This is a genomic window from Nitriliruptor alkaliphilus DSM 45188, assembly GCF_000969705.1.
Taxonomy (GTDB): Bacteria; Actinomycetota; Nitriliruptoria; order Nitriliruptorales; family Nitriliruptoraceae; genus Nitriliruptor; species Nitriliruptor alkaliphilus.
Genome location: NZ_KQ033901.1, coordinates 1,809,665 through 1,832,011, shown reverse-complemented (window position 1 = coordinate 1,832,011; position 22,347 = coordinate 1,809,665). Strand labels below are relative to the sequence as shown.

Annotated in this window: 20 protein-coding genes and 2 pseudogenes; 7 read left to right on the top strand and 15 right to left on the bottom strand. The window is 69.2% G+C overall.

The genetic code is table 11. The features are described from left to right. Window positions 1–6: 6 nt before the first annotated feature. The 7 genes from NITAL_RS08640 to NITAL_RS08610 all read right to left on the bottom strand — a co-directional run bounded on the left by NITAL_RS08640 (window position 7) and on the right by NITAL_RS08610 (window position 7,190). On the bottom strand, window positions 7–870 hold the full coding sequence (locus tag NITAL_RS08640; RefSeq protein WP_083442125.1) for an ABC transporter permease: 864 nt from the start codon (window positions 868–870) through the stop codon (window positions 7–9). 52 nt (window positions 871–922) lie between these two features. Then, complete coding sequence (locus tag NITAL_RS08635) at window positions 923–1,810, bottom strand: ABC transporter permease (RefSeq protein WP_211262287.1); 888 nt, start codon at window positions 1,808–1,810, stop codon at window positions 923–925. Window positions 1,811–1,945: 135 nt separating this feature from the next. Next, complete coding sequence (locus NITAL_RS08630) at window positions 1,946–3,109, bottom strand: GAF domain-containing sensor histidine kinase (RefSeq protein ID WP_169786789.1); 1,164 nt, start codon at window positions 3,107–3,109, stop codon at window positions 1,946–1,948. A gap of 125 nt (window positions 3,110–3,234) precedes the next feature. Then, a complete protein-coding gene (locus NITAL_RS08625) occupies window positions 3,235–3,873 on the bottom strand; it encodes a response regulator (RefSeq protein WP_052665795.1) in 639 nt (212 codons plus the stop codon). A gap of 85 nt (window positions 3,874–3,958) precedes the next feature. Continuing rightward, entirely contained in the window at window positions 3,959–4,996 is a 1,038-nt protein-coding gene (locus NITAL_RS08620) for an LLM class F420-dependent oxidoreductase (RefSeq protein WP_052665793.1), read from the bottom strand. Window positions 4,997–5,140: 144 nt separating this feature from the next. Continuing rightward, on the bottom strand, window positions 5,141–6,304 hold the full coding sequence (locus NITAL_RS08615; RefSeq protein WP_052665791.1) for an acyl-CoA dehydrogenase family protein: 1,164 nt from the start codon (window positions 6,302–6,304) through the stop codon (window positions 5,141–5,143). Window positions 6,305–6,407: 103 nt separating this feature from the next. Further along, window positions 6,408–7,190 (bottom strand): enoyl-CoA hydratase/isomerase family protein, encoded by a 783-nt coding sequence (locus tag NITAL_RS08610; protein WP_169786788.1) that lies wholly within the window; start codon window positions 7,188–7,190, stop codon window positions 6,408–6,410. 170 nt (window positions 7,191–7,360) lie between these two features. Here NITAL_RS08610 and NITAL_RS08605 point away from each other — a divergent pair, with 170 nt between their 5' ends. Then, window positions 7,361–8,215 carry a nuclear transport factor 2 family protein gene (locus NITAL_RS08605; RefSeq protein WP_169786787.1) on the top strand — a complete coding sequence of 285 codons (855 nt, stop codon included), beginning with the start codon at window positions 7,361–7,363 and terminating at the stop codon, window positions 8,213–8,215. A gap of 108 nt (window positions 8,216–8,323) precedes the next feature. On the opposite strand, the gene NITAL_RS08600 is transcribed toward NITAL_RS08605, so the two are convergent. Next, window positions 8,324–9,646, bottom strand: a complete 1,323-nt coding sequence (locus NITAL_RS08600) for a phytoene desaturase family protein (protein WP_052665785.1) — start codon at window positions 9,644–9,646, stop codon at window positions 8,324–8,326. Between the two features lie 147 nt (window positions 9,647–9,793). Further along, window positions 9,794–10,585, bottom strand: coding sequence for an SDR family NAD(P)-dependent oxidoreductase (locus NITAL_RS08595; RefSeq protein WP_052665783.1), 792 nt, complete (start codon window positions 10,583–10,585; stop codon window positions 9,794–9,796). Between the two features lie 67 nt (window positions 10,586–10,652). On the opposite strand from NITAL_RS08595, the gene NITAL_RS08590 reads away from it, so the two are divergent. The 4 genes from NITAL_RS08590 to NITAL_RS08575 all read left to right on the top strand — a co-directional run bounded on the left by NITAL_RS08590 (window position 10,653) and on the right by NITAL_RS08575 (window position 13,889). Then, complete coding sequence (locus NITAL_RS08590) at window positions 10,653–11,837, top strand: thiolase family protein (RefSeq protein ID WP_052665782.1); 1,185 nt, start codon at window positions 10,653–10,655, stop codon at window positions 11,835–11,837. A gap of 7 nt (window positions 11,838–11,844) precedes the next feature. Continuing rightward, window positions 11,845–12,297 (top strand): MaoC family dehydratase, encoded by a 453-nt coding sequence (locus NITAL_RS08585; protein ID WP_052665780.1) that lies wholly within the window; start codon window positions 11,845–11,847, stop codon window positions 12,295–12,297. 70 nt (window positions 12,298–12,367) lie between these two features. Then, window positions 12,368–13,063, top strand: coding sequence for a GntR family transcriptional regulator (locus NITAL_RS08580; RefSeq protein WP_052665778.1), 696 nt, complete (start codon window positions 12,368–12,370; stop codon window positions 13,061–13,063). Beyond that, on the top strand, window positions 13,050–13,889 hold the full coding sequence (locus NITAL_RS08575) for an HpcH/HpaI aldolase/citrate lyase family protein (RefSeq protein WP_052665776.1): 840 nt from the start codon (window positions 13,050–13,052) through the stop codon (window positions 13,887–13,889). Before NITAL_RS08580 ends, NITAL_RS08575 begins: the two co-directional genes overlap by 14 nt. Before the next feature lie 22 nt (window positions 13,890–13,911). Here NITAL_RS08575 and NITAL_RS08570 read toward each other — a convergent pair whose 3' ends face one another. The 4 genes from NITAL_RS08570 to NITAL_RS08555 form a co-directional block, all read right to left on the bottom strand. Further along, a complete protein-coding gene (locus NITAL_RS08570) occupies window positions 13,912–14,718 on the bottom strand; it encodes an enoyl-CoA hydratase/isomerase family protein (protein ID WP_052665774.1) in 807 nt (268 codons plus the stop codon). 32 nt (window positions 14,719–14,750) lie between these two features. After that, a complete protein-coding gene (locus NITAL_RS08565; RefSeq protein ID WP_052665773.1) occupies window positions 14,751–15,908 on the bottom strand; it encodes an acetyl-CoA C-acetyltransferase in 1,158 nt (385 codons plus the stop codon). A gap of 75 nt (window positions 15,909–15,983) precedes the next feature. Next, window positions 15,984–16,790, bottom strand: coding sequence for an enoyl-CoA hydratase/isomerase family protein (locus NITAL_RS08560; RefSeq protein ID WP_052665771.1), 807 nt, complete (start codon window positions 16,788–16,790; stop codon window positions 15,984–15,986). Then, on the bottom strand, window positions 16,787–17,950 hold the full coding sequence (locus tag NITAL_RS08555; RefSeq protein WP_052665769.1) for an acyl-CoA dehydrogenase family protein: 1,164 nt from the start codon (window positions 17,948–17,950) through the stop codon (window positions 16,787–16,789). Before NITAL_RS08555 ends, NITAL_RS08560 begins: the two co-directional genes overlap by 4 nt. A 722-nt stretch (window positions 17,951–18,672) precedes the next feature. Between NITAL_RS08555 and NITAL_RS08550 the strand changes: the two genes are divergently transcribed. Both NITAL_RS08550 and istB read left to right on the top strand, forming a co-directional pair. Further along, window positions 18,673–19,059 (top strand): Mu transposase domain-containing protein, encoded by a 387-nt coding sequence (locus NITAL_RS08550; RefSeq protein WP_169786786.1) that lies wholly within the window; start codon window positions 18,673–18,675, stop codon window positions 19,057–19,059. Then, window positions 19,059–19,852 (top strand): annotated as a pseudogene (gene istB / locus NITAL_RS08545) (IS21-like element helper ATPase IstB). Before NITAL_RS08550 ends, istB begins: the two are co-directional and overlap by 1 nt. A 636-nt stretch (window positions 19,853–20,488) precedes the next feature. On the opposite strand, the gene NITAL_RS08540 reads toward istB, so the two are convergent. Together NITAL_RS08540 and NITAL_RS29540 are read right to left on the bottom strand one after the other, a co-directional pair. Beyond that, on the bottom strand, window positions 20,489–20,935 hold the full coding sequence (locus NITAL_RS08540) for a nuclear transport factor 2-like protein (protein ID WP_157041719.1): 447 nt from the start codon (window positions 20,933–20,935) through the stop codon (window positions 20,489–20,491). A gap of 854 nt (window positions 20,936–21,789) precedes the next feature. Next, window positions 21,790–22,307: pseudogene (locus NITAL_RS29540) on the bottom strand (enoyl-CoA hydratase/isomerase family protein); the annotation flags it as partial. Window positions 22,308–22,347: the final 40 nt, after the last annotated feature.

Below are 22,347 nucleotides of genomic sequence, written 5' to 3'. Positions count from 1 at the left end.
TGTCCCTCAGTTCGCGACGGGCGCGTTGGGGGCGCCACCCCAGAACAGCTGGGTCAGCAGCATCCCGGCGACGTGGATCAGCACCATGTTGAGCATCATCGAACGTGCCGTGGCCTGGCCGACCCCCACCGATCCACCGGACGCGGTGTAGCCGTAATAGGCGCCGACGAAGACGATGATGGTGCCGATGACCATCATCTTGGTCACCGAGTAGAAGAAGTCGGCGGGGTTCTGGAACAGCCAGAAGATGTAGTTGTACGCCCCTGCCGACACCTCACCGAACTGCACCACCACCACGAGGTACTCCGCGATATACATCATCCCGACCCCGGTGAAGTACAGGAAGGGCATCACCAACCACGCGGCGACGATCCGGGACGCCACCAGGTAGGAGCGCGACGACACACCCATGACCTCCAGCGCGTCGATCTCCTCGCTGATACGCATCGAGCCGAGCTCGGCGACCAGCCCGCAGCCGACCTTGGCCGCGAGGATGTAGCCCCACATGTAGGGCGCCATCTCCCGCAGACCGCACCACGCGGTGAACACCCCCGAGTAGTACGGCGCACCGATCTGGCGAAGCACGTAGTTGGCCTGGAGCGCGCACTGGGCGCCGATCACGAACTGCATCGCCCAGATGATCAGGCCCGAGCTGAGCGCGAGGACGGCGGCTTGACGCGCGACCTCGGCGGGGAACTTGCGCAGCCCAGGGATGGCACGGATCGTCAGGATCGCGAACGCCAGGATGGCGCCGGACACGTCCACGAACTGGCGGAGGGCCTGGCGCGCGAGATCGGTGCCGACGACCAGGTCCTGCTCACCGGTCGGCTTCTCGGCCGGGTCGAGCCGCTTGCCCGGCGGCAGCTCCATCAACGACACCGGCGCGCCTCCTTCTCGGGCGGACGACCTGACGACGCTCGCCTCACTTGAACACCTGGATCTCGGGGTTGAGGCCGAGCAGGATCGTCGTGAACACGTAGTTGAAGGCCCAGATCGAGGCGAAGGCGATGACGACGGCCTGGTTGACCGCCCGGCCAACGCCAGCCGGCCCGCCCTGGGCGGTCATCCCCTTGTAACAGCACACGATCCCGATGATCAGGCCGAACGCCATGGTCTTCACGAGGCTGCCGACCAGGTCGACCGTCGTCGCGTTGGCCCAGAAGCTGTCGATGAAGTGCGCCGGGCTCGCACCACCCACCCCGACCGCGGCGATGAAGCCACCCAGGACGCCGAACACGATGGCGACGAGGTCCAGCAGGCCGGTGATCACGAACAACGCGATCACCCGGGGCAGCACCAGCCGGCGCACGGGGTCGATGCCGAGCACCCGCAGCGCGTCGATCTCCTCACGGATCACCCGAGCACCAAGGTCGGCGGTCACCGCGGTGCCGACGATGCCGGCCACGACCATCGCGTTGATCCAGGGACCGAACTCGCGGATGGAGGCGACGACCCAGAGGGACCCGAGTCGCTCCGGGATGCCGAACAACAGGTAGAGGTTCAACCCGCCGAGCCCCACGCCGAGCCCGAACACCGTCGTCGCCACGATCATCGGGAACCAGCACAGTCGCAGGATGTCGGACATCCGGTCCTTGACCTCGGTCCAGTACCCGGTCGGCCGACGGACCACCGACCAGACGAGGACCAGCAGCAGCCAGACCATCTCACCGGCTTGCTCGGTTCCACGCCGCAGCGCGCCGGTGAAGGCGTCGGCGAGACGGGGGCCAGCTGGGGCGTCGAGGCGGCTCGGCGGCCGCCGCCCGACGGCGGACGCGCGGTCCTCCATCGCAGGCTCGATTCTCGCGTTCATGGCCACATCTCCCGCGTCACAGAGCCCACTCCCGACGGCCCCACTCCCGGGCCAGGCGTGGGCCGCGTGCAGCGACCGCTCACGTACCGACGACAACGCTACGGCCGAGCGATCCCGGCAGTTAGACCGAAGTGGCTAGTCCTGACCCCGTAGCTCAGCGGGGTCCGCCACCCCCCCGTTCGGGCGGACCCCAGCGTCGGTGGGAACCGCCACGCCCAACGCCACACCGGCGAGAACGGGCGCATGGCGGACCCACGATCGGCCGCCGAGACGCTGCGACTCGGCCCGCAGACTCGACAGCCCGAAGCCGCCTTCGCCGCGGGCGAGCTGGCCGCGGATGGCCACCGGGTCCCCGGAACCGTCGTCCGAGATCTCGACCGTCCACCAAGCCGAGCTGGCTCGGAGGTGGACCGAGAAGGCGGTCGCGTCGGCGTACTTCACGATGTTGGTCAGCCCCTCGCGCACCGTGCGAACCAGCAGAGCGCTCGCTTCGGCACTCGGCGTCGCCTGTTCCCCCTCGACATGCACTTCCCCGACCAGACCATGGTCGGACCGGAGTCGAGCGGCCAACTCGCGCACCTCGGTGAGCGGTGAACGTGGCGGAGCGACCCGCGCGTTCTCGTCCGGCTCGGTCATGGTGCGCAACGCTTCGTGCAGCGCCTCGACCGCGGTCTGCGCATCGTCGCGGATCGCGCCGAGAGCCTCGGATAGCGCGGGTGGCAGCTGCGGATCGGCGAGCAGGTTGTCGAGGCCGAGCCGGAGACCGAACAGCGATTGGGTGATGCTGTCGTGGAGGGATTCGGCGGCCCTGGTCCCGGCGACGAGCTGCGCCAGCCTGCGTGAGCGCTCGGCGAGGATGGCGTTCTGCATCGCCAACGCGGCGAGCCCGACGAAGCTCTCCAAGGCTTCGCGCTCCCCCGCTCTCAGCCGGAAGTGCCTCCCGCCGTCCTCCACGAAGGCGACCCCCATGGTCCCGAGGGTCTCCGAACGCAACGGGAGGACGACCAGGGTCCCGGTCGCACCGTGCTCCTCCAGCAGCCAGGTGATCTCGGGCAGCGTGTCCATCGGTTGGTCGCTGACGACGGTGCGTCCGTCGGCGATGACGCGCCGGACGAACGCGGTAACGGGGATGTCGATGGTCCGGACGTCCTTCGGGTCGACGCCGTGCCCGGCGAGGCCCACGAGCCGCTGGGTCTGGTCGTCGTAGGAGAGCACCACTGATCGCGCCCTCCCCGAGACCTCGCACATGCCGCGGACGACCCCCTCGAGCACCTCGCCGACCTCCAGCGGGGCCAGCAACGATCTGCCGATGATCGCGAGCTGATGCGCCGGGTCGCGCCGTCGCGGTGAAACGCGATGGCTGTCGACCGGGGCCCTGGTGGACCACGGCCACCAGCGGCGCCGCCCGAGCCTCGGCACAGCCATCACGACGATGGGGTGTCGACGAGCAGTCCCTGCCGCATCGCGACGGCCACCGCTTCGGTCCGTGTGTGCACTTCGAGCTTGCGCATCGCGTTGCCGAGGTACTCCTTGACGGTGTGGGCGCTCAGGTGGAGCTGGTCGCCGACCTCCCGGTTGTTCGCGCCCGTCGCGACCAGCCGGAGGACGGCGAGCTCCCGGGGAGTCAGGAGCTGGGCGGCGGCGGGTCGCAGAACGGCGGCCGCGACACGGTGGTCGATCAACACCGAACCGCGGGCAACGGCCTCGAGCTGCCGACAGAGCTCGTCGGCAGGTTGGTCCTTGAGGACGAAGCCCGTCGCCCCCGCTTCGAGTGCGCAGCGAGCTCCGGCTGCATCCTGGAAGCTGGTCAACACGCACACGCGCAGCACATCGTTGGCCGCGAGGAGATCCGGCACGAGGTCCAACCCTGAGGTCGCACCCAGCCGAACGTCGACCACGGCCAGATCGGGCGTGACCTGTCGCGCCATCCGGACCGCCTCGTCGGGATCACCCGTCGTCGCGACGACCTCGAACCCCGACCGTGAGAGCAGGCCGGACAGCCCCTCGATGACCACGGCGTGATCGTCGACGAGCAGGACCCGGATCGCGTTCGCGTCGGTCACGTGTCACCGCCTCTCGGGCGGTGATATCCGCGCACCGTCGACCCGGTGCGCGGTCCCGAGATCTGGACGGCCTGGCTGGTCATCGTCAGCCCAGGATCTCTCGGAGGCGAGTGACGTCGGCCTCGGCGCCCGCACGAGGTGACACGTTCAGGCCCGTCACGCCCGCGTCCGCGAAGGCCTGGACGCGTTCGCGGACCTCGTTCGGCGTACCTATCAGCGACGTGGCGGCGACCAGCTCGTCCGGAACGAGTGCGATCGCCTCGCCCTTGCGTCCCGCCAGGTAGTGGTCCTGGATCTCACGCGCAGCATCACCGAAACCGTAGCTGGCGACGAGGTCGTTGTAGAAGTTGCGCCCTCTGGCCCCCATCCCGCCCATGTACAGCGCGTACTTCGGCTTCTCTGCATCGAGGGCACGCTGCCGTTCCATATCGTCCTCAACGAACGCGAGACGCCCGCCGGCGACCACCTCGAGAGGGGCGAGGTCGGACGAGCGCGCAGCACGGCCTCCTCCCAACGGGGCGCCCCAGACCTCCTGCGCTCGCTCAGGTTGGAAGAAGAGCGGGAACCACCCGTCCGCCTCGGTCGCCGCCAGCCTGACGCTCGCCGGACCGAGCGCTGCGAGGAAGATCGGGACCTGATCGCGGACCGGGCGGGTCAGCATCTTCAACGGTTTGCCCAACCCGGTGCCGCGGTGAGGTGGCAGCGGGAGGGTGATCTCCTCGCCGTGGAACTCGATGACTTCGCGTCGCATCGCCCGTCGAACGACTGCGATGGTCTCGCGGGTCCGCGTCAGTGGTCGGTGGTAGGGGACGCCGTGCCAGCCCTCGATCACCTGCGGACCGGACGCCCCCAACCCGAGGACGAACCGTCCCCCGCAGACCGCGTCGAGGCCGGCTGCGACCTGGGCGATCGTGGTCGGCGTGCGCGAGAAGACGTTGAGGATGGAGCTGCCGAGCCGGACGTGATCCGTCCGTGCAGCGAGGAAGCCCAGCATGCTGACCGCGTCGAACCCGTAGGCCTCGGGGACCCAGAGATCGTCGACTCCCGCCTCGACCAAGCGCAGCGCCCGGTCGATGATCCCATCGACCGGCTGGTCGTACTCCAAGGTGTAGCCCACACGCATCGGTGCTCTCCGTTCGACGGTGGTCAGGTGGTGCTCGGCCGGACGCGTCTGGCGCGGGGCGAGTTGGTCGCACAGCTTGCAGTAGGAGGGGCAGCGAGAACCGGAAGGCACCGGGCCACGAGAGCGCGCCCGTGGAGCGCGCGTTCAGTAGGACTTCGGGAGGCCCAGGACACTGGTGGCGACGAAGTTCAGCACCATCTGGTCGCTGATGGGCGCGATTCGCCAGGTCCGCGTCAAGCCCCAGAGCGTCGCGAGCCCGTACTCGGTGGCCATCCCGTTCCCCCCGTGGGTCTGGATCGCGCGATCGAGCGCCTCCCCTGCGGCTTCGGCCGCGGCCATCTTGGCCAAGTTCGCCGCGGCGCCAGCCTCCACTGGATCACCGTCGGTGTCGTAGAGCCACGCCGCCTTCGCGACCAGCAGCCGGGCCTGCTCGACCGCGATGTGTGACCGCGCCAGCGGATGCGCGACGGCCTGGTGGGCGCCGATCGGACGACCCCACACCTCGCGCTCCTTGGCGTACCGGACGGCCTTCCCCAGCGCGTACCGTGCGATCCCGATGCACATCGCGGCGCCCATCACCCGCTCGGGGTTCAGGCCGGCGAACACCTGCTGCAGGCCCCTGCCCTCCTCTCCGACGAGACGTCCGGCGGGAACCAGGACCTCGTCGAACGACAGCGTGTACTGCCGTTCGGGCGAGTGCATCTGTATATCGATCTCCGCCGCGGCGAGGCCGTCGGCGTCGCTGTCGACGAGGAACAACGACAGCCGCCCTCGACCGGACGACGCATCGCGCCCCGTGCGCGCCACGACCAGGACCGACGCGGCCTGGTCGAAACCCGAGATGTAGTACTTCCCACCGTTGAGCCGGTAGTGGTCCGCTTCACGGACGGCGGTGGTGGACACCTCGTGAGCGTTGGAACCTGCGTCCGGCTCCGTGATCGCGAAACACAGCACGATGTCGCCGGAGGCCATCCGGGGGAGGAACTCCTGCTTCAGTTCCTCGGACGCGTGTCGCACGAGAATCGAGGCGACGATCGCCGGGGATATCACCGACATCGGCGACGGACACCCGGCGGCGGCCATCTCCTCACCCATGATCGCGAGCTCAGACAGGCCCATGCCGGCGCCGCCGTACACCTCGGGCGTGTTGGCACCGACGAACCCCGCCTGCGCCATCGCCTCCCACAGCTCAGAGGCATCCCCACCGGAGAGGCTCTCTGCCATGTAGTAGTCGTGTCCGTAGGAGCCGGCGATCTTCGCCGCGGTCTCGCGGATCATCATGTGTTCGTCGCTGACGCTGAAATCCATCGGGCCAGTCCTCCATCATCGTGCTGTCATCTCGCTTCGGACTCTTCGACCAACCTGCTCCGCCCGCGGGCCTGCCCGCGACGCGAGCATGCCGACCCCGACGTCAACGTCCCTCGAAGTTCGGTGGCCGACGCTCATCGAGGAAGGCCGCGATGCCCTCGAGGCCGTCACGCGATCCAGCCGCTCGGCACACGCTCCGGGCCTCCGCATCCAGGTGGTCACCGAGCGACGTCGTACTCGCGTCCTGCAGCAACCGCTTGATGTCTCCGAACGCTGCGGTGGGGCCCGAGGCCAGGCGCTGGGCGAGTTCACGGGCGCGGTCGTTAGCGTCCTCCGCCAGCTCGGACACCAGTCCGACCGCCAAGGCCGTGTCGGCGTCGAGCTGTTCGTTCAGGAGGAACATCCGCTGCGCGAGCCGCAACCCGACGATGCGGGGCAGGAACCACGTGGTGCCACCGTCCGCGGTGAGACCGAGGGCGCAGTAGCCCAACGTGTAGTTGCTGCGCGATGAAGCGATCACGACGTCCGCGGCCAGGACGATACCGAGCCCTCCGCCCGCAGCTGGTCCGTCGACGGCGGCGACCACGGGCGCGTCCATTCGGGAGAGCCGCTGAAGCGCCTCGTGGTAGGTCGTCGTCATCGTCCTGAGGAGGTCCGAGAGCTCCGGTCCGTCGAGTCGACGGAAGCTCGACAGGTCACCACCTGCCGTGAACATCGGGCCGTCCGCCCGGATCAGCACGCAGCGCACGTCCTCACGCTCATCGCAGGCGGTGACCACGGAGAGGAACTCCTCTGTGAACACGCGATCGATCGCGTTCTGTGAGGCGGGACGGTCGAGCACGATCGTGCCGACGCCATCCTCCACAAGTAGCCGGACGGTCTTCACAGCGGATCCTCCCCACAGAACGCGAACGCGACGGTCGCGCTTCCGGGCGACCGCCGGGAAGCGGAGCCCGCGCCGCGGCGAGCACGATGCTGAGCCGGGCCGCGTACCGCCGGCCCCAACAGCTCCAAATAAAGGATATACTATACGCAACCGATCCAGGGGTGTCGCCGATGACGGGAGTACCTGCCATCCACGATTCGGAGTTCGCTGCGTCCTACGGTCGTGCGTGGAGCGCCGACCACCCGGATGAGCTCCTCCTGCACGTCGACGTGTCGGGCCGCTACGAGGACACCGGCATGGGCACGACGTGGCAGGGCCACGCAGAGATCGCGTGCTTCTTCCACCACATGCTGGCCTTCGCGCCGGACTCGGTCATCGAGTTCGACAACGTGTGCGCCGACGGCGAGCGCTGGTCAGCGACGTGGAACTGGTCCGGCACTGCGGTCGGTCCGCTGCGGCTGGATGACGACCTGTTGGAACCCACCGGGCGCCACTTCACGGTCCCCGGTATCGCGTTCGGTGAGACGACCACGGACGGGCGCGTGCGTTCCCACATCGACGTCTACGACACCCGCGCGTTCCTCACGAACTGCGGTCTCGATGCCGCGAGCCGAGCCGACGCGGCGCGCGCCACCGTCGAACGACTCTACGCGGCCCTCGGAGCTGGTGACGCCCAGGCGGTCGAGTCACTGTTGAGCGAGGACGCGGTGGTCCACCTGACCGAGGGGATGCCGGCCGGGAGCGGGAGGCACGTCGGTCCGGTTCGCGCCAGGGACGCGTGGTGGGCCATCGGTCGGGCGTTCTCCGTCGCCCCCGAACCGGACGAGTGGATCCCCACCGCTGACGGCGGGCTGCTCGTTCGAGGGACCTACCGAGGCACCAGACGCAGCGACCAGGCGAGCGTCGAGGCCTCGTTCACCCACCTGTTCGAGTTCCACCGTGGACGGATCCGTCGACTGCGCCAGCTCACCGACACCGCCCGCTGGCCGAGACCGAGCCAAGGCTCGACGCCCGCAGGAGGCTGACGTCGAGCGGTCGGAACGGGACGGTCGCCTCGGCCGGTGGGGCTGAGGGACCATGCCGCGCCCGGCTGGTGGCCCGCCGCTCGAAGGCACCGCGACCTACGACCGCCTTCAGGTGATCGCAGGACTGCGAGCGTCGAGTGCGAGGATGGCGTCGACGACGAGCTTTCCGGTCTCGGCACAGGCCTGGACACCGCCGTTTGCGTAGGTGCGCACCCCGTCGCCGACGTTCCAGAGGTTCGGGAGCGTGGTCTCGCGCGGGAGGTCGAAGCCTGCGACGCTGCGCTGCGCCGGCCACTCGCCCTTCATCACACGGATGGACAGCACCTCGTCCTCGTCGAAGTTCTCGAACTCGTCGTGCAGGTCGGCCAAGGTCGCAGCGATCTCGGCCTGCTCCTCGAAGTCTCCGACGGCGGGTCGCGGCACGCCGTAGGCGACGTAGAGGTGTCGGCCGTCGGGGGCGAGTTCGGGGCACGTCGCGGTCAGGTTCCCCATGTTGCACAGACGCCGGGTGAGGCCGAACGTGAGGATCCCAGGGACGTCCATCAGTGGTTCGCTCGACGCGATGTTGACCACGATGTTCGCCGTCGGCCGCAGGTCACGGTCGAGCTGGTCGAGGTAGTCCGCGTCGAGGTGCTCACGACCGACCAGCGCGGCCGTCGCGCTCGGACCCACGTTGGAGACCACGAACCGTGGCTCGATCCTCTCGAGCCGCCCTCCCCGCTCCACATCGGCGGCGACGACGCGTCCGTCGGTGACCTTGATCGCCGTTACCGAGCTCGAATACCAGACGTCGCCCCCTCGGGCGACGACCGCGTCGGCCAGACCCTGCATCAGGCCACCGGTACCGGTCGGCGAGAACCCGTAGGCCTTGAACGCCCCCTTCTCGATGAAGTACGTCAGGAACGCCTTGGCGGGCAACTCGTCGGCGTTGACGGCGAAGATCGCGGCACAGAGGTTGCGGAAGATCGCATGCATGGTGTCGTTCTTGGTGTAGCGGAGCAACCACTGCTCCGTGGTCATCTCCTCCTCGGGATACTCGCCGCGGCGCGCCTGGCCGAGCCCGTCGAGCAGGGAGGCACCCTTCTTGGTGACGCCGTTGACCAGCTTCCCCCACCCGCCACGACTGATATCGACATCCTTCCCCTTGATGCGGAACATCGTCGCCGGGTCCGGGACGCGGATGTCGAACGGTGCGCCGACGGTGCGGAACACCTCCTCGAGGATTCCGCCGTATTCGATGGCGATCGCTCCGGTGTTGACCACGCACCCGTCCTCCTCGACTGAGCCGGCACGCCCCCCGGGCCGGTCGTGGGCTTCGACCACCAGCGTGCGGTACCCGTGGTGGCTGAGCAGCGCAGCGGCGCACAGGCCGCCCGCACCGGCGCCGATGACCAGTGCGTCGTAGTCGTGGGCGGTCGTCGTGTCGGTCACGGCTCTTCCTCGGACGCGGGATTCGGGTGTGTTGTGGTGGGCAGGTGACGATCGACCTGTGAGAGCACGCAATATACTATATCAGACAACGTATCTCCCTGTCGTCCGGCTCCTCCGGCCGAGTACGTGCCCTCGCACGCGTGCTTGTCACGGCATCGAGGAGCCCCCGCCGACCGCGATCACCTGACCGGTCACCTGACGTGCCGCGACGGGCGAGGCCACCCAGACCACCGCCCGAGCCACATCTCGAGCCGTGGTGCGACGACGCAGCGGCTGCCGATCGACGACCGACGCGATCTGATCCTCGCTCCAACCGGAACCCGCAGACCACAGGCTGGTCGCGCCGACGGCATCCGATCCCTCCGGGAGTACGAGCCCAGGCGCCACGATGTTCGAGCGGACGCCGTTGCGGCCGTGCTCACGGGCGATGGTCCGAGCCAACGCGATCTGCGCCGCCTTGGACGATCCGTAGACCCCTTGCCGGATGACACCGAACGCAGCGTCGCTCGAGATGTGAACGATCGCCCCCTCACCGGCGTCGCCCATCGGGCCGAGGACCGCTTGGGTGCACTCGATGCCCGCGAACAGGTTGACCGCCATCGTACGTTCCCACATCTGGCGGTCGGTCGTTTCGGTCAGGAAGCCCGGCACGCTAATGCCCGCGTTGTTGACCAACACATCGACACCGTCCCACTCATCGAGGACACGCTCGATCGCGCGTCGACCGCCACCCTCGGCCGCGAGATCCTCGACGACCTCGAGCGACCCTTGTGCGCCGAGGTCAAGAACCTCGCGGCCGACCCGCGCGGCCTGGTCACCATCGAGGTCCACGACGGCGACCCGGCACCCCTCCTCGGCGAATCCGTGCGCAATGCCGCGCCCGATGTTGGAGGCGCCACCGGTGACCACCACCCGCGCGCCCTTCAGTCCCAGTTCCATCGAGCACCCCATCTTCTCCGTTGGTATACGATATGATATCCGCCCATCGCTTCACGAACGGGCCCAGATGAGCGACGCCGTGATCATCGACGTGGTACGCACCGCGGTAGCCAAGGGGAAGCCCAACGGCGCGCTCGCGGCGCTCCACCCCGTCGACCTGCTGGCCCAGACCCTACGGCAGCTGGTCGAGCGTCAGTCCCTCGATCCCAGGACCATCGACGACGTCCTCGCCGGCTGCGTGCAGCAGTCCGGCGAACAGGCCGGCAACATCGCGCACACTGCCGCGCTCGCTGCCGGCTTCCCCGAGTCGGTCCCCGGCACGACCATCAACCGACAGTGCGGATCCAGTCAGCAGGCCGCCGTGTTCGCGGCGCAGGGCGTCGCTGCCGGCGCTTACGACCTCGTCATCGCCTGCGGCGTCGAGTCCATGAGCGCCGTGCCCCTGGGCAGTGCACCCGCGGGGCGCGACAACTTCGGTCCCACCGTCCGAGCGCGTTACCCCGAGGGGCTGGTCCGGCAGGGCGTCTCCGCCGAGCTCGTAGCCGCACGGTGGGGCCTGGACCGCGGCGACCTGGACACCTTCGCGGCCGCCTCGCACCAGCGAGCCGCGGCCGCCGCCGACCGCGGGTGGTTCGACGGCCAGCTCGTCCCGATCCACGTCCCTGGTGCGTCGGCGCCGCACACCACCGACGAGACCATCCGGGCCGGGACCAATCGGGCATCCCTGGCCAGCCTGCGTCCCGCGTTCCACAGCGACGAGCACGCGGCACGGTTCCCCGAGATCGGGTGGCACGTCACCCCCGGCAACTCCTCACCCCTGACCGACGGCGCCTCGGCCGTGCTGATCGCCAGCCGCGAGCGCGCCGAACAGCTCGGTCTCGAACCCCGCGCCCGGTTCCACGCGTCCTCCGTGGTCGGCGACGACCCCCTGTTGATGCTGACTGCCCCGATCCCGGCGACCCGCAAGGTGCTCGATCGCGCGGGACTCACGGTCGACGACATCGACGCGTTCGAGGTCAACGAGGCCTTCGCGTCGGTGCCCCTGGCATGGGCCAAGGAGCTTCACGTGGACCTCGACCGGGTCAACCCGTGGGGGGGTGCCATCGCACTCGGTCACCCGCTCGGCTCCTCGGGGACCCGACTGCTCGGCACGTTGGTCGCCCACCTGGAGCACACCGGCGGCCGCTACGGGCTCCAGACCATGTGCGAAGCCGGGGGCCTCGCGAACGCCACCATCATCGAACGTTGCTGAGGACCTCATGACCCGACAGATCCCGCTCGACGAACTGGCCGCGCTGGAGGGGACCGATTTCGGTCCCACCGCCTGGCTCAGCGTCGACCAAGCCACGATCGACGCCTTCGCGGACGCCACCGGCGACCACCAGTGGATCCACGTCGACCCGGAACGCGCCAAGGACGGCCCGTTCGGCGGTACGATCGCGCACGGGCTTCTCACCCTGTCGCTCCTCCCCTGGTTCCTCCACGAACTGTTCGAGGTGACCGGGCCTCGGATGGCCATCAATTACGGCTTCGACAAGGTGCGCTTTCCGACGGCGGTCCCGTCGGGCGCACGCCTACGCGCCACAGGCCAGCTCGCTCGGGTCAGCGAACTCGAGAGCGCGCTCCAGAGCGTGGTGACCGTCGCCATGGAGGTCGAAGGACAGGACAAACCGGCCTGCGTCGCGGAGTCGGTGGTGCGCTACGTGAGGTGATCCGGACAGGCGGGCACGGGTGACGGCCTCGGTAGGCTGCGTCGGAACCGGAGACAGGAAGGCGTCCAGTATGGCCAAGAGCGCCTCGCTCGGCCGCAGCTACCGCAGCTCGCCGTCACCGATGGCGAGCCTCAAGGATCTGGCGGCGGCCGAGATCCGCCAACGCATATTCTCCGGGGATCTCAAGCCCGGCTCGAAGGTCGACCAGGAGACGCTCGCCGCCGAGCTGGGGATGAGCAAGCTGCCGGTCCGTGAGGCGCTGATCTCGCTGGACAGCGAAGGGCTGATCCACTCCATCGCCCGGCGCGGCTCGTTCGTCGCCGAGTTGACCCGCGAGGACATCCGCGACCACTACCAGATCTTCGGAACGGTAGCGGGCCTGGCGGCGGAGCGCGCCGCGACCGCGTTGACCGACGACGAGTTGAAGCGCCTGGCCCAGACTCTCGACGAGATGGAGTCGACCGACGACCCCGTCCGGCAGGAGGAGTTGAACCACGAGTTCCACCGGGTCATCAACATCGCCGGCCGGTCCCGGCGACTCACCTCGGTGCTGGGGCTGCTGAGCAAGAGCCTGCCCTCCCACTTCTACGAGTTCCACACCTCGTGGTCGGACACCGCGCACAAGGACCACCGGCGGATCCTGCGGGCGCTGAAGGCCCGTAACGCCGACCGCGCGGGCAGGGCCATGTCGGACCACCTCCGCAGGGGCGCCGACCACGCGGTCGCGTTCCTCGAATCCGCAGGGTTCTGGGATGCCGAGGACTGACGGCCCGCCGCCCGGTCCCGCCTGGCTCTTCTGCCCCGGCGACCGTCCCGACCGATACGCGAAGGCCGCTGCGGCAGCCGATGTCGTGATTCTCGACCTTGAGGACGCGGTGGCCCACGATGCGAAGGCCAGCGCCCGCGGATCGGTCGTGGCAGCGCTTGGCGCCGGCGACCTGGACCCGGCGCGGGTGGTCGTACGCATCAACCCGCTGGAGTCGCGGTGGGGCCTCGACGACCTCGCCACGCTCCGCGACACCGACCTGCCGACCGTCATGCTGCCCAAGGCGGCCGGTGTGATCGACCCCGCGGTGTTCGGGCACCTGACGGTGGTCGCGCTGTGTGAGACCGCCCGCGGGATCACCACGGCCCACCAGGTCGCGGCCTCCGCCCCCTGCGTCGCCATCGCCTGGGGCGGACAGGACCTCGCAGCCGACCTCGGCGCCCCACCGCTCGACGCCAGCACCGGCGACCTCCACGTCAGCGGACATCACGCCCGCATGGCGGTCCGGTTCGCGGCCGCTGCAGCTGACATCCCCGCCATCGACACCGTCCGCACCGACGTGAACGATGAGGAGGGCCTGCGCCGGGAGGCCCGTGGCGCGACCGAGATGGGCTACGTCGGGAAGCTGGTCATCCACCCCCGGCAGGTCGATCCGATCCGTGAGGCGTTCTTGCCGTCGGATGATGACCTCGCCTGGGCGCGCCGTGTCGAGCAGGCGCTCGAAACCCACGACACCGGTGTCCTCCTGGTCGATGGTGAGATGGTCGACGCCCCCGTCGTCGCACGCGCTCGTCGGACGCTCGCTCGCGCCGGCGCGCCGGGCTGACGTCCCGGCCGGGGGCGCAAGGTCACCGGCCCTCGAAACGTGGGGTCCGACGCTCGAGCACCGCAGCCAGCCCCTCACGGGCGTCGTGCGTACCGGACAACTCGGCGACGATTCGGGCTTCCTCGGGCAGCTGCTGGTGCACGCTCGCGGACGCCCCCGCCAGCACGAGCCGTTTGGTCGCGGCCAGCGCCAGCGGCGCCGCAGCGGCCAACTGGCTGGCGAGCTCCGCGACGTGGGACTCGAGCTCGCCATCGGGCACGACGCGGGTGACCAACCCGAGCTCCGCCGCCTCCGCGGCGGTGAGCGTCGGGTTGGTCAGGAGGATCTCCATCGCTCGGCGCTGCCCCACGATGCGACCCAGCGTCACGGTCGTCCCCGCATCGGGCGCCATGCCCACCCGGACCGCGCCCGACATCAGGCGTGCCGACTCCTCGGCGACCACGAGGTCCGCCGCGCACACCAGCCCCAGGCCTGCGCCCCCGGCGGCATAGCCCTGGACCGCCACGACGACCGGTGCATCCAGCTGCATCAGCGCCGCCGACGCCAGCTGCAACCAGGCCGTCGCCTCCCGTAGGTAGCCGGGGAGGGACTCGCCCTTGGCCGCGAAGGTCTTGACGTCCCCGCCGGCACAGAAGTTGCGTCCCGCTCCGGACAGCACCACCACGCGCACGTCCTGGCGGACGTGGCAGCGGAGCACCGCCTCGTGCAGTGCCCTCAGCAGCGGCACGTCCATCCCGTTGGACGACTCGGGACGGTTGAGCCGCAACTGTGCGACACCGTCGGTGACGTTGAGCAGCACCGGGCCGTCGTCCAGCAGGTGCTCGGTCATCAGATCGCTCCTCGCCGCGTTCGTCGGCGGTGTCATCCCAGCCGCTCGATGATGGTGACGTTGGCCATCCCACCACCCTCGCACATGGTTTGCAGCCCGAACCGTCCACCGGTCCGCTCCAGCTCGTGCAGGAGCGTCGTCATCAACCGGGTACCGGTCGCTCCGAGGGGGTGACCGAGGGCGATCGCCCCGCCGTTGACGTTGATCTTCGCCTCGTCGACCGACAGCTCCTTGGCCCAGGCGAGCACGACCGGGGCGAAAGCCTCGTTGATCTCCACGAGGTCGATGTCGTCCATGGTCATCCCGGTCCGCTCCAGAGCGCGACGCGTCGCGGGGATCGGCGCGGACAGCACCTCGATCGGGTCGGCGCCACGCACGTCGAGGTGGTGCACACGTGCCCGTGGCGTCAGGCCGTAGCGCTCCACCGCGGCCTCGGAGGCGACAAGCATCGCGCTGGCCCCGTCGGAGATCTGGCTGGCGACTCCGGCGGTCAGGCGGCCCCCGGGAGCCAGCGTCTTGAGTCCCTGCAGCCGTTCAAGCGACGTGTCCCGCCGCGGCCCCTCGTCGTGGACGACCTGCTCGAAGGGCAGGATCTCACGCTCGAAGCGGCCCTCGTCGATGGCCGCGATGGCCCGGTGGTGGCTCTGGAGCGCGAAGCGTTCCATCTCGTCACGGTCGATGTCCCATCGGTCCGCCATCAACTCGGCGCCGCGGAACTGCGAGACCTCCTCGTCGCCGTACCGCTTTCGCCACCCGACGGAGCCGCTCCACGGGTCGGTGTCGTCCTCGAACATCGCACCGGCCGCCATCCCGCCCATGATCGGGATGCGCGACATGTTCTGCGTACCACCTGCCACGACGAGGTCCTGCGTGCCCGACATCACCCCCTGTGCGGCGAAGTGGAGCGCCTGCTGCGACGAGCCGCACTGGCGATCCACCGTGGTCCCCGGGACGGACTCCGGCAGTCCGGCGGCCAGCCACGCGGTACGGGCGATGTCGCCGGACTGGGGGCCGACCTGGTCCAGACAGCCGAGGACCACGTCGTCGACCACTTCGGGGTCGATACCGGTCCGGTCGACCAGTGCCGCGAGGACCGCGGCGGCCATGTCGGCGGGGTGGGCGTGCGCCAGCCCCCCACCCCGCCGACCGACGGGCGTGCGGATGGCGTCGACGATGAAGGCTTCGGTCACGGTTGTTTCCTCTCGGTGATCAGCATCTCGTGGGGTCGTCGGGGTGGGTGTCGGCCTGCGGGCCGCAGGGCCGCGTCAGTGGCCCGTGAACCGGGGGGCACGTCGCTCGGCGAAGGCGATCGCTCCTTCGGCGAGGTCCTCGCTCGCGAACAGGCGTACCTGGGCATCGGCTTCGCGCTGGAGGGCGGTCTCGATGTCGGCGGCCGGGGCGGCCATGGCCCGCTTCACCGTGGCCAAAGCCAACGGCGGGCCGTCGGCGAGCCGCTGCGCGTCCGCGAGGGCCGCCGTGAGCGCCTCGCCGGGTTCGGCCAGACCGTCGACGAGCCCGAGATCGAGCGCGTCGGTCCCGGTCAGCTCGGTGGGCAGCATCAACAGTTGCCGCGCGCGTGCGATCCCCACGCGGGCGGGCAGCGTGAAGGTGATTCCCATGTCCCCGGCGAGCCCGACGCGGGTGAACGCGGTCCCGAAGCGTGCATCGCGCGCCGCGATCACCCGGTCGCACGCCAACGCGAGGGCCATACCCGCACCGAACGCCGTACCCTCGACCGCCGCCACCACCGGTGTGGCCGCGCAGGTCAGCGCGCGTGTGACCCGCTGTGCGGCGTCGGTGCGGTCACGCGCTGCCCGCTCATCGACGCCGTGCATGGTGCTGATGTCCCCGCCGGCACAGAACGTCCGGCCGTTTCCGGTGAGCACGACGGCGCGGACGTGAGCGTCGCGGTCGGCCTCCTCGACGGCCTGCGCCAGGTCGATCCGTAGCTGCAGGTCGATCGCGTTGCGTCGGTGGGGGCGGTTGAGACTGAGGACGCGCACCTCACCGCGATCCTCGGTGAGGACGGTGGGCGGGCCGGCGGCCCCGGGCGCGTCGTGATCAGCGGTCACAGGCCGTAGGTCCCGCCGATGATCTCCCGCTGGACCTCGCTGGTCCCGCCGTAGATGGTCGCCGCGAGGGTGTTGCGGACGTGGCGTTCCATCCCGTACTCGATCGCGTACCCGTAGCCGCCCATCATCTGCATCCCTTCCAGCGCGACCCGACGTGCCGTCTCGGTGACCTTGAGCTTGACCATCGAGGACCGTCGGCCCGTCAGGCTGTCCGGATCGGCCACCGTCGCGGCGATCGCATCTTGCACCAGCAGGCGGCAGCATTCGACCTCGGTGGCCAGGTCGGCGATCCGATGCCTGATCGCCTGGAAGGAGCCCACGGTCCGTCCGAACTGCTCCCGCTCCCGCACGAACGTGACCACGTCGTCGAGGGCGCGTCGGGCCTGGCCCAGGAAGATCGCGCCGATCAGCAGCCGCTCGGCGGCCAGACCGTCGACGAGCTGCGTCCACCCGGCGTTCTCCGTGCCGACCAGCCGGTCACGGCCGACCTCGACGTCGGTGAAGAAGACGTCGTTGACCTCGCGGCCACCCATCGTGTCGATGGGCCGGTGCTCGATACCGGGGGTGTCCATCGGGACCGACAACATCGTGATGCCCCGGTGCTTCGCCACGTCCGGGTCCGTGCGGACCATCAACAGGATGTGGTCGGCGTGCTGCGCGTTCGAGGTCCAGGTCTTCTGGCCGTCGACGACCCAGCCGTCGCCGCTCGGCCGTGCGGCGCAGCGCAGGGAGGCGAGGTCCGAGCCGGCCTCCGGCTCCGAGAACCCGAGCGCGTGCACCTCACCGGTGCACAGACCGGGGAGCAGTTCGGCCTTCAACGCATCGGATGCGTGGCGCTCGAGCGCGGCAGCCACGGTGAGCGACGTCGTGATGCCGAACACCGGCAACTTGCCGTAGAAGACCTCCTCGAGGAGCAGGCAGGTGTCGGCGATGCTGCCACCCCCGCCACCGAAACGCTCGTCGATACCGACGCCGAGGTACCCGAGTCCGCCGAGCTGCTCGTACAGGCCTTGGTGGTGGCTCTCGACCCCTCCGTCGGTCAGCTCCTGAAGCTTCTGCGGTGTCCCGCACTCGCGGCGCGCGAAATCACGGAGGGCCTCGGTGAAGGCCGCACGTTCTTCGGTCAGCAGTCCTGCCGCCGGGGCGGTCGTGGTGCTCACGGTCGGTCCCTATCCATAGACGTTATATACTATATCACACTCGCTTCTCTGAGCCCCGCCACAGGCTGCGCCTCGCGCCAGCTGGGTGCCTCGACCATCATCGAGCGTGCCGAGCTCTCGGCACCGGCTGCTTCGCCGCTGGGAAGCGAACGCTGGGCAGGAGGCGTCGACAGCGTTGGCAGCCACACGCTGGTGAGCGTCCTCAGCCAGATTCAGTACGACGGAGTCGTTGCCAACTGCGGCCTGGCACAGGGACTGGACCTCCCCGGATCCGTCGCGCCGTTCATCCTGCGGAGCGTGACGCTGGCGGGCATCGACTCGGTCAACCTCGGGCCAGCAAGCGGAGCGCTGCCTGGGATCTCCTAGCCGCGAATCTCGACGCAGACCTGCTCGAGCAGATGACGACGACGGTTCCCCTCAACCAGGCAGCCAAGGTGGCCGAGCGGGTCCTGGCGGGAGCCGTGCGCGGTCGGACAGTCGTCGACGTCAACGCGTAGTCCCCTCAGATCGCGCTCGGGTTCAAGAACTAGGGAACCTCACCGCGCCGGCGCCTGCCGCGAGTCCTCGACCGGCGGGCGTCGGTGCCGTGGTCTCACGGCGCGGCCGGGTTCACTGTGTCCCGTGTCAGGAATCACGGCTCAGATCTAGGTTGACCTGACCTGGAGGTTCCTGATGGTACGACCGCCAACGGGCGGGTGCATCGGGTCACCCGCCGCCGTCCCGTGGACGCTGCGGTCGAGGACCGCGCCGCGATGGGCCTGCTGCCGCCGGTGTTGCCGGATGTGGCCTGGCATGCCCGGCTGCGGTTGCCGCGCGATCACTACGTGCGGTTCGACACCTGCGACTACTCGATCCACCCGTGCGCGATCGGGACCTGGATCGAGGTGTCGGCCGATCTGGACTGGGTCGTTGCCACCGCCCGAGACGGCCGCGAGGTCGCCCGCCACCGCCGCAGCCTGGCCAAGCATCGGGTCATCTCCGACCCGGCGCACGTGCGTGCCGCCAACCGGCTGCGTGACCAGCACCACCAGCAGGCGGCCTCGGCGGCCGAGGTCGAGGTCGAGGTCCGGGACCTGGCCGCTTACGACCGCGCGCTCGGGGTCGCCTGATGGCCACCAAGACCAAGACCCCAACGTCCGCGTCGACCACCGCCGAGATCGCCTACGCCTGCCGAGCATTGAAGCGCCAGCGATGGCCGCCGCGGTCGACCGGCTGGCTGCCCGAGCCCGCGACGAGGACTGGACCCACGAACAGTTCCTGGCCGCCTGCCTCGAACGTGAGGTCGCCTCCCGCCAAGCCCACGGCGGCGACGCCCGCATCCGCACCGCCCGCTTCCCCGCGGTCAAGACCATCGAGGACTTCGACTTCACCCACCAACGCTCCATCAAGCGCGACCTGATCTACCACCTCGCCGGCCTCGACTTCATCGCCGAGAAGTCCAACGTGGTCTTCCTCGGCCCGCCCGGCACCGGCAAGACCCACCTGGCCACCGCGATCGGCGTGCGCGCCTGCCAAGCCGGCCACCGCGTCGCGTTCGCCACCGCCGTCGAATGGGTCACCCGACTCCGCGAAGCCCACGACACCGGCCGCATCCGCGACGAGCTCCGCCGCCTCAGCCGCACCCCGCTGCTGATCATCGACGAGGTCGGCTACATCCCCTTCGAACCCGAAGCCGCCAACCTGTTCTTCCAGCTCGTGTCCAACCGCTACGAACGCGCCTCGGTCATCGTGACCTCCAACAAGCCGTTCGGCCGCTGGGGCGAGGTCTTCGGCGACGTCACCGTCGCCGCCGCCATGATCGACCGGCTCGTCCACCACGCCGAGGTCATCTCCCTCAAGGGCGACAGCTACCGCCTCAAGGACCGAGACCTCGGCCACCTACCCGACGACGACGCAGCGTGACCGCCCACCACGACCAAGGGGTCAACATTCAACCGACGAGACGGGGTCACGATTCAGACGTTGACGACATCGCGCTGCCCCTCCGCCAGGAACACGAACTCGTTCACCACCCCGAGCACTGCGGTCACGCGTACGCAACAGATCACAGCTGCCCACCGCCGCTACCTCCGTAGCGATGAACCCAGCAGGTGCACGGTGAGCTTCGAGGAGCCGACCCCAGCTCCCGAGGGAACCGGTCGAAGAGCCTTGACGCTGGCGCGGTTGATCCGCCGAGCTGCTCGGGGGTTCCGCAACTGCGCGCCCGCATCCGGCTCGCACGTCGGCCGGCCGCGTAAGATCCCGACGACCGCGAGGATCAGGTCCCACAGCATCGCCACCGCGGCGTGACCCACCTTGACGAGGGGACCCCGAAACCCTGGCGACCTACGCGTGGGTCGGACCCATGTGCACGGGCAGTCCCAAGCACGAACTCACTCGCGGCCAGCCGCGGGACTCAATCTGCAGGAAACCGCTTGCGTCTAGGAAGCAGGCAGGGCAGAGCGGCAACGTGATACGCGCTCGTGGCCTCCGAGTTGGCGTCCCAGACACCGCCATCCTCGCGAGGCCACAAGCGCGTACGAAGCACCTAACGACGCCCTACTCCCGCCAAGTGCGCAGCAGTGCCTCCGCATCCCAGTAGTCGACGTGCGACGAGATCTCACCGTCGCCGTTGACGCTGCAAAGTGACACTCCCTCGATCTTGAAGGGCGCCCCATCGCACGATGATTGGAACCCGTGCAGTTCGAGGTGCCCGTCGGAGCGTCCTTCCCAGATCCAGGGCGCAGTGAAACCACCGTCGTGGTCATAGCAGTCGAGGAAGGTCACTGTGCACGTGGGTGAGAACTGCAGGTACACCTTCATGAACCGGTCGAGCAGGCGATGGCCCTGAACGGCTACTTCCGAGGCCTTATCGGTGTAGGTGCCGTCGACTGCGAAGAACTTCGGGAGCACATCCCGGAAGCCCCAGGCAGCTCCGTAAGCCTCAAGGAATCCTTCATCGCCATAGCGCCGAATCGGGGGCGGTGCAACCAGTTGCTCGGACACAGTCGACTCCGTAGATCGGTAAGAGTGATACTTTATCAGATGATGCCTCCTTGGCAAGAACGGCCCGCTGGTAGGCCTCAACGCGGTCGCCTACCGCTCCGCGTGTACGGCCGTGGCGTGCTCAGCGAGGAGCTCATCGACGACGAGCTTGGCGCCCTCGGCACAGGCTTGGACGCCACCGTTCTGGCGTACTCGCGCACTCCATCGCCCACGTTCCACAGGTTCGACAACGAGGTCTCGCGCGGGAGTCGAGTCCGGCGATGCTCCGCTGAGCCGGCCAGTCGCCCCTCATGACCCGGATCGACAGGATCCGGGCACGGTCATCGAAGCGGTCGATGTTGTCGCGAAGATCCTGCAACGTCGCCTCGATCTCCGCATCTTCATCGAAGTCCCCGGCAGCGGGAACGGGAACGCCGTACGCCACGGCGAGTTCCCAGCCTGGCGGTGCCAGCTCCGGGCAGGTCGCGGTGAGGTTCCCCATGTTGCACAACCGCCGGGTGATACCGAAGGATCAGGATGCCGGGGACATCGATCAACGGCTCACGGCTCGCGAGGTTCACCACGATGTTCGCTGTCGACCCCAGGTCGCGGTCCATGCGTTCCAAGTACTCGGCATCCAGGACCTCGCGGCCAACGAGCTGGGCGGTGGCGACCGGTCCGGCGTTGCTGATCACCACGTCTGCGGTCACCTCCGTCCGTACGCCCTCCCGTTTGATCGTCGCGCTCGTCACCCGCCCCTCCACCACGTGCAGGTCGTTCACAGTGGTCTCGAGCCAGACCTTTCCGCCGTGCTCGACGACGACGCCCGCGAGGCCCTGCATGAGTCCGCCGGAGATGGCGAGTCGGGGTGCACCCGACGCCAAGGTGCGGGCGAGGCGCAGCGCCTCATCCACCACCTCGTCGTCGGGGACGACCCGGTTCACGAGGCCGAGCTCGATGGCCTCGTCGGCGCTCAAGGTCGGGTTGGTGGGCAGGATCTCCATGGCTCGACGCAGCCCGACGAGCTGGGTGAGCGTGACCGTCGCGCCGGCGTCCGCGGCCATGCCGACCTGCGTGGCCGCCGGGAAGGAACCGTGCCGAGGCGCCGGCTACGGGACAGGTCCGATGCGCACACGAGCCCGAAGCCGCCTCCACCGGCGGCGAACCCGTGCACGGCGGCGATGACGGGGTGCGGCGAGCTGGGTCAGTGCGGACGCTGACACCTGCAGCCACGAGGTCGCCTCGCGAAGGTAATCCGGGAGCTGATCACCTTTGCCGGCGAACGTCTTAACGTCCCCCCCCCCCCGCGCAGAAGTTGGGCCCCGGGGCGGTTCAGTCGCAGGCGGCCGACACCGTCGTTGTCGAGAGTGAGCAGCGCCGAGCCTGCGTCGATGAGAGCTCCGACACGTTCCGACTACTCCTGAGTAGCTATA

Coding starts and splice junctions, on each gene's coding strand:
- NITAL_RS08640 (WP_083442125.1), bottom strand. CDS start 870: ATGGAGCTGCCGCCGGGCAAGCGGCTCGACCCGGCCGAGAAGCCGACC.
- NITAL_RS08635 (WP_211262287.1), bottom strand. CDS start 1,810: ATGAACGCGAGAATCGAGCCTGCGATGGAGGACCGCGCGTCCGCCGTC.
- NITAL_RS08620 (WP_052665793.1), bottom strand. CDS start 4,996: ATGCGTGTGGGCTACACCTTGGAGTACGACCAGCCGGTCGATGGGATC.
- NITAL_RS08615 (WP_052665791.1), bottom strand. CDS start 6,304: ATGGATTTCAGCGTCAGCGACGAACACATGATGATCCGCGAGACCGCG.
- NITAL_RS08605 (WP_169786787.1), top strand. CDS start 7,361: ATGACGGGAGTACCTGCCATCCACGATTCGGAGTTCGCTGCGTCCTAC.
- NITAL_RS08595 (WP_052665783.1), bottom strand. CDS start 10,585: ATGGAACTGGGACTGAAGGGCGCGCGGGTGGTGGTCACCGGTGGCGCC.
- NITAL_RS08590 (WP_052665782.1), top strand. CDS start 10,653: ATGAGCGACGCCGTGATCATCGACGTGGTACGCACCGCGGTAGCCAAG.
- NITAL_RS08585 (WP_052665780.1), top strand. CDS start 11,845: ATGACCCGACAGATCCCGCTCGACGAACTGGCCGCGCTGGAGGGGACC.
- NITAL_RS08580 (WP_052665778.1), top strand. CDS start 12,368: ATGGCCAAGAGCGCCTCGCTCGGCCGCAGCTACCGCAGCTCGCCGTCA.
- NITAL_RS08575 (WP_052665776.1), top strand. CDS start 13,050: ATGCCGAGGACTGACGGCCCGCCGCCCGGTCCCGCCTGGCTCTTCTGC.
- NITAL_RS08570 (WP_052665774.1), bottom strand. CDS start 14,718: ATGACCGAGCACCTGCTGGACGACGGCCCGGTGCTGCTCAACGTCACC.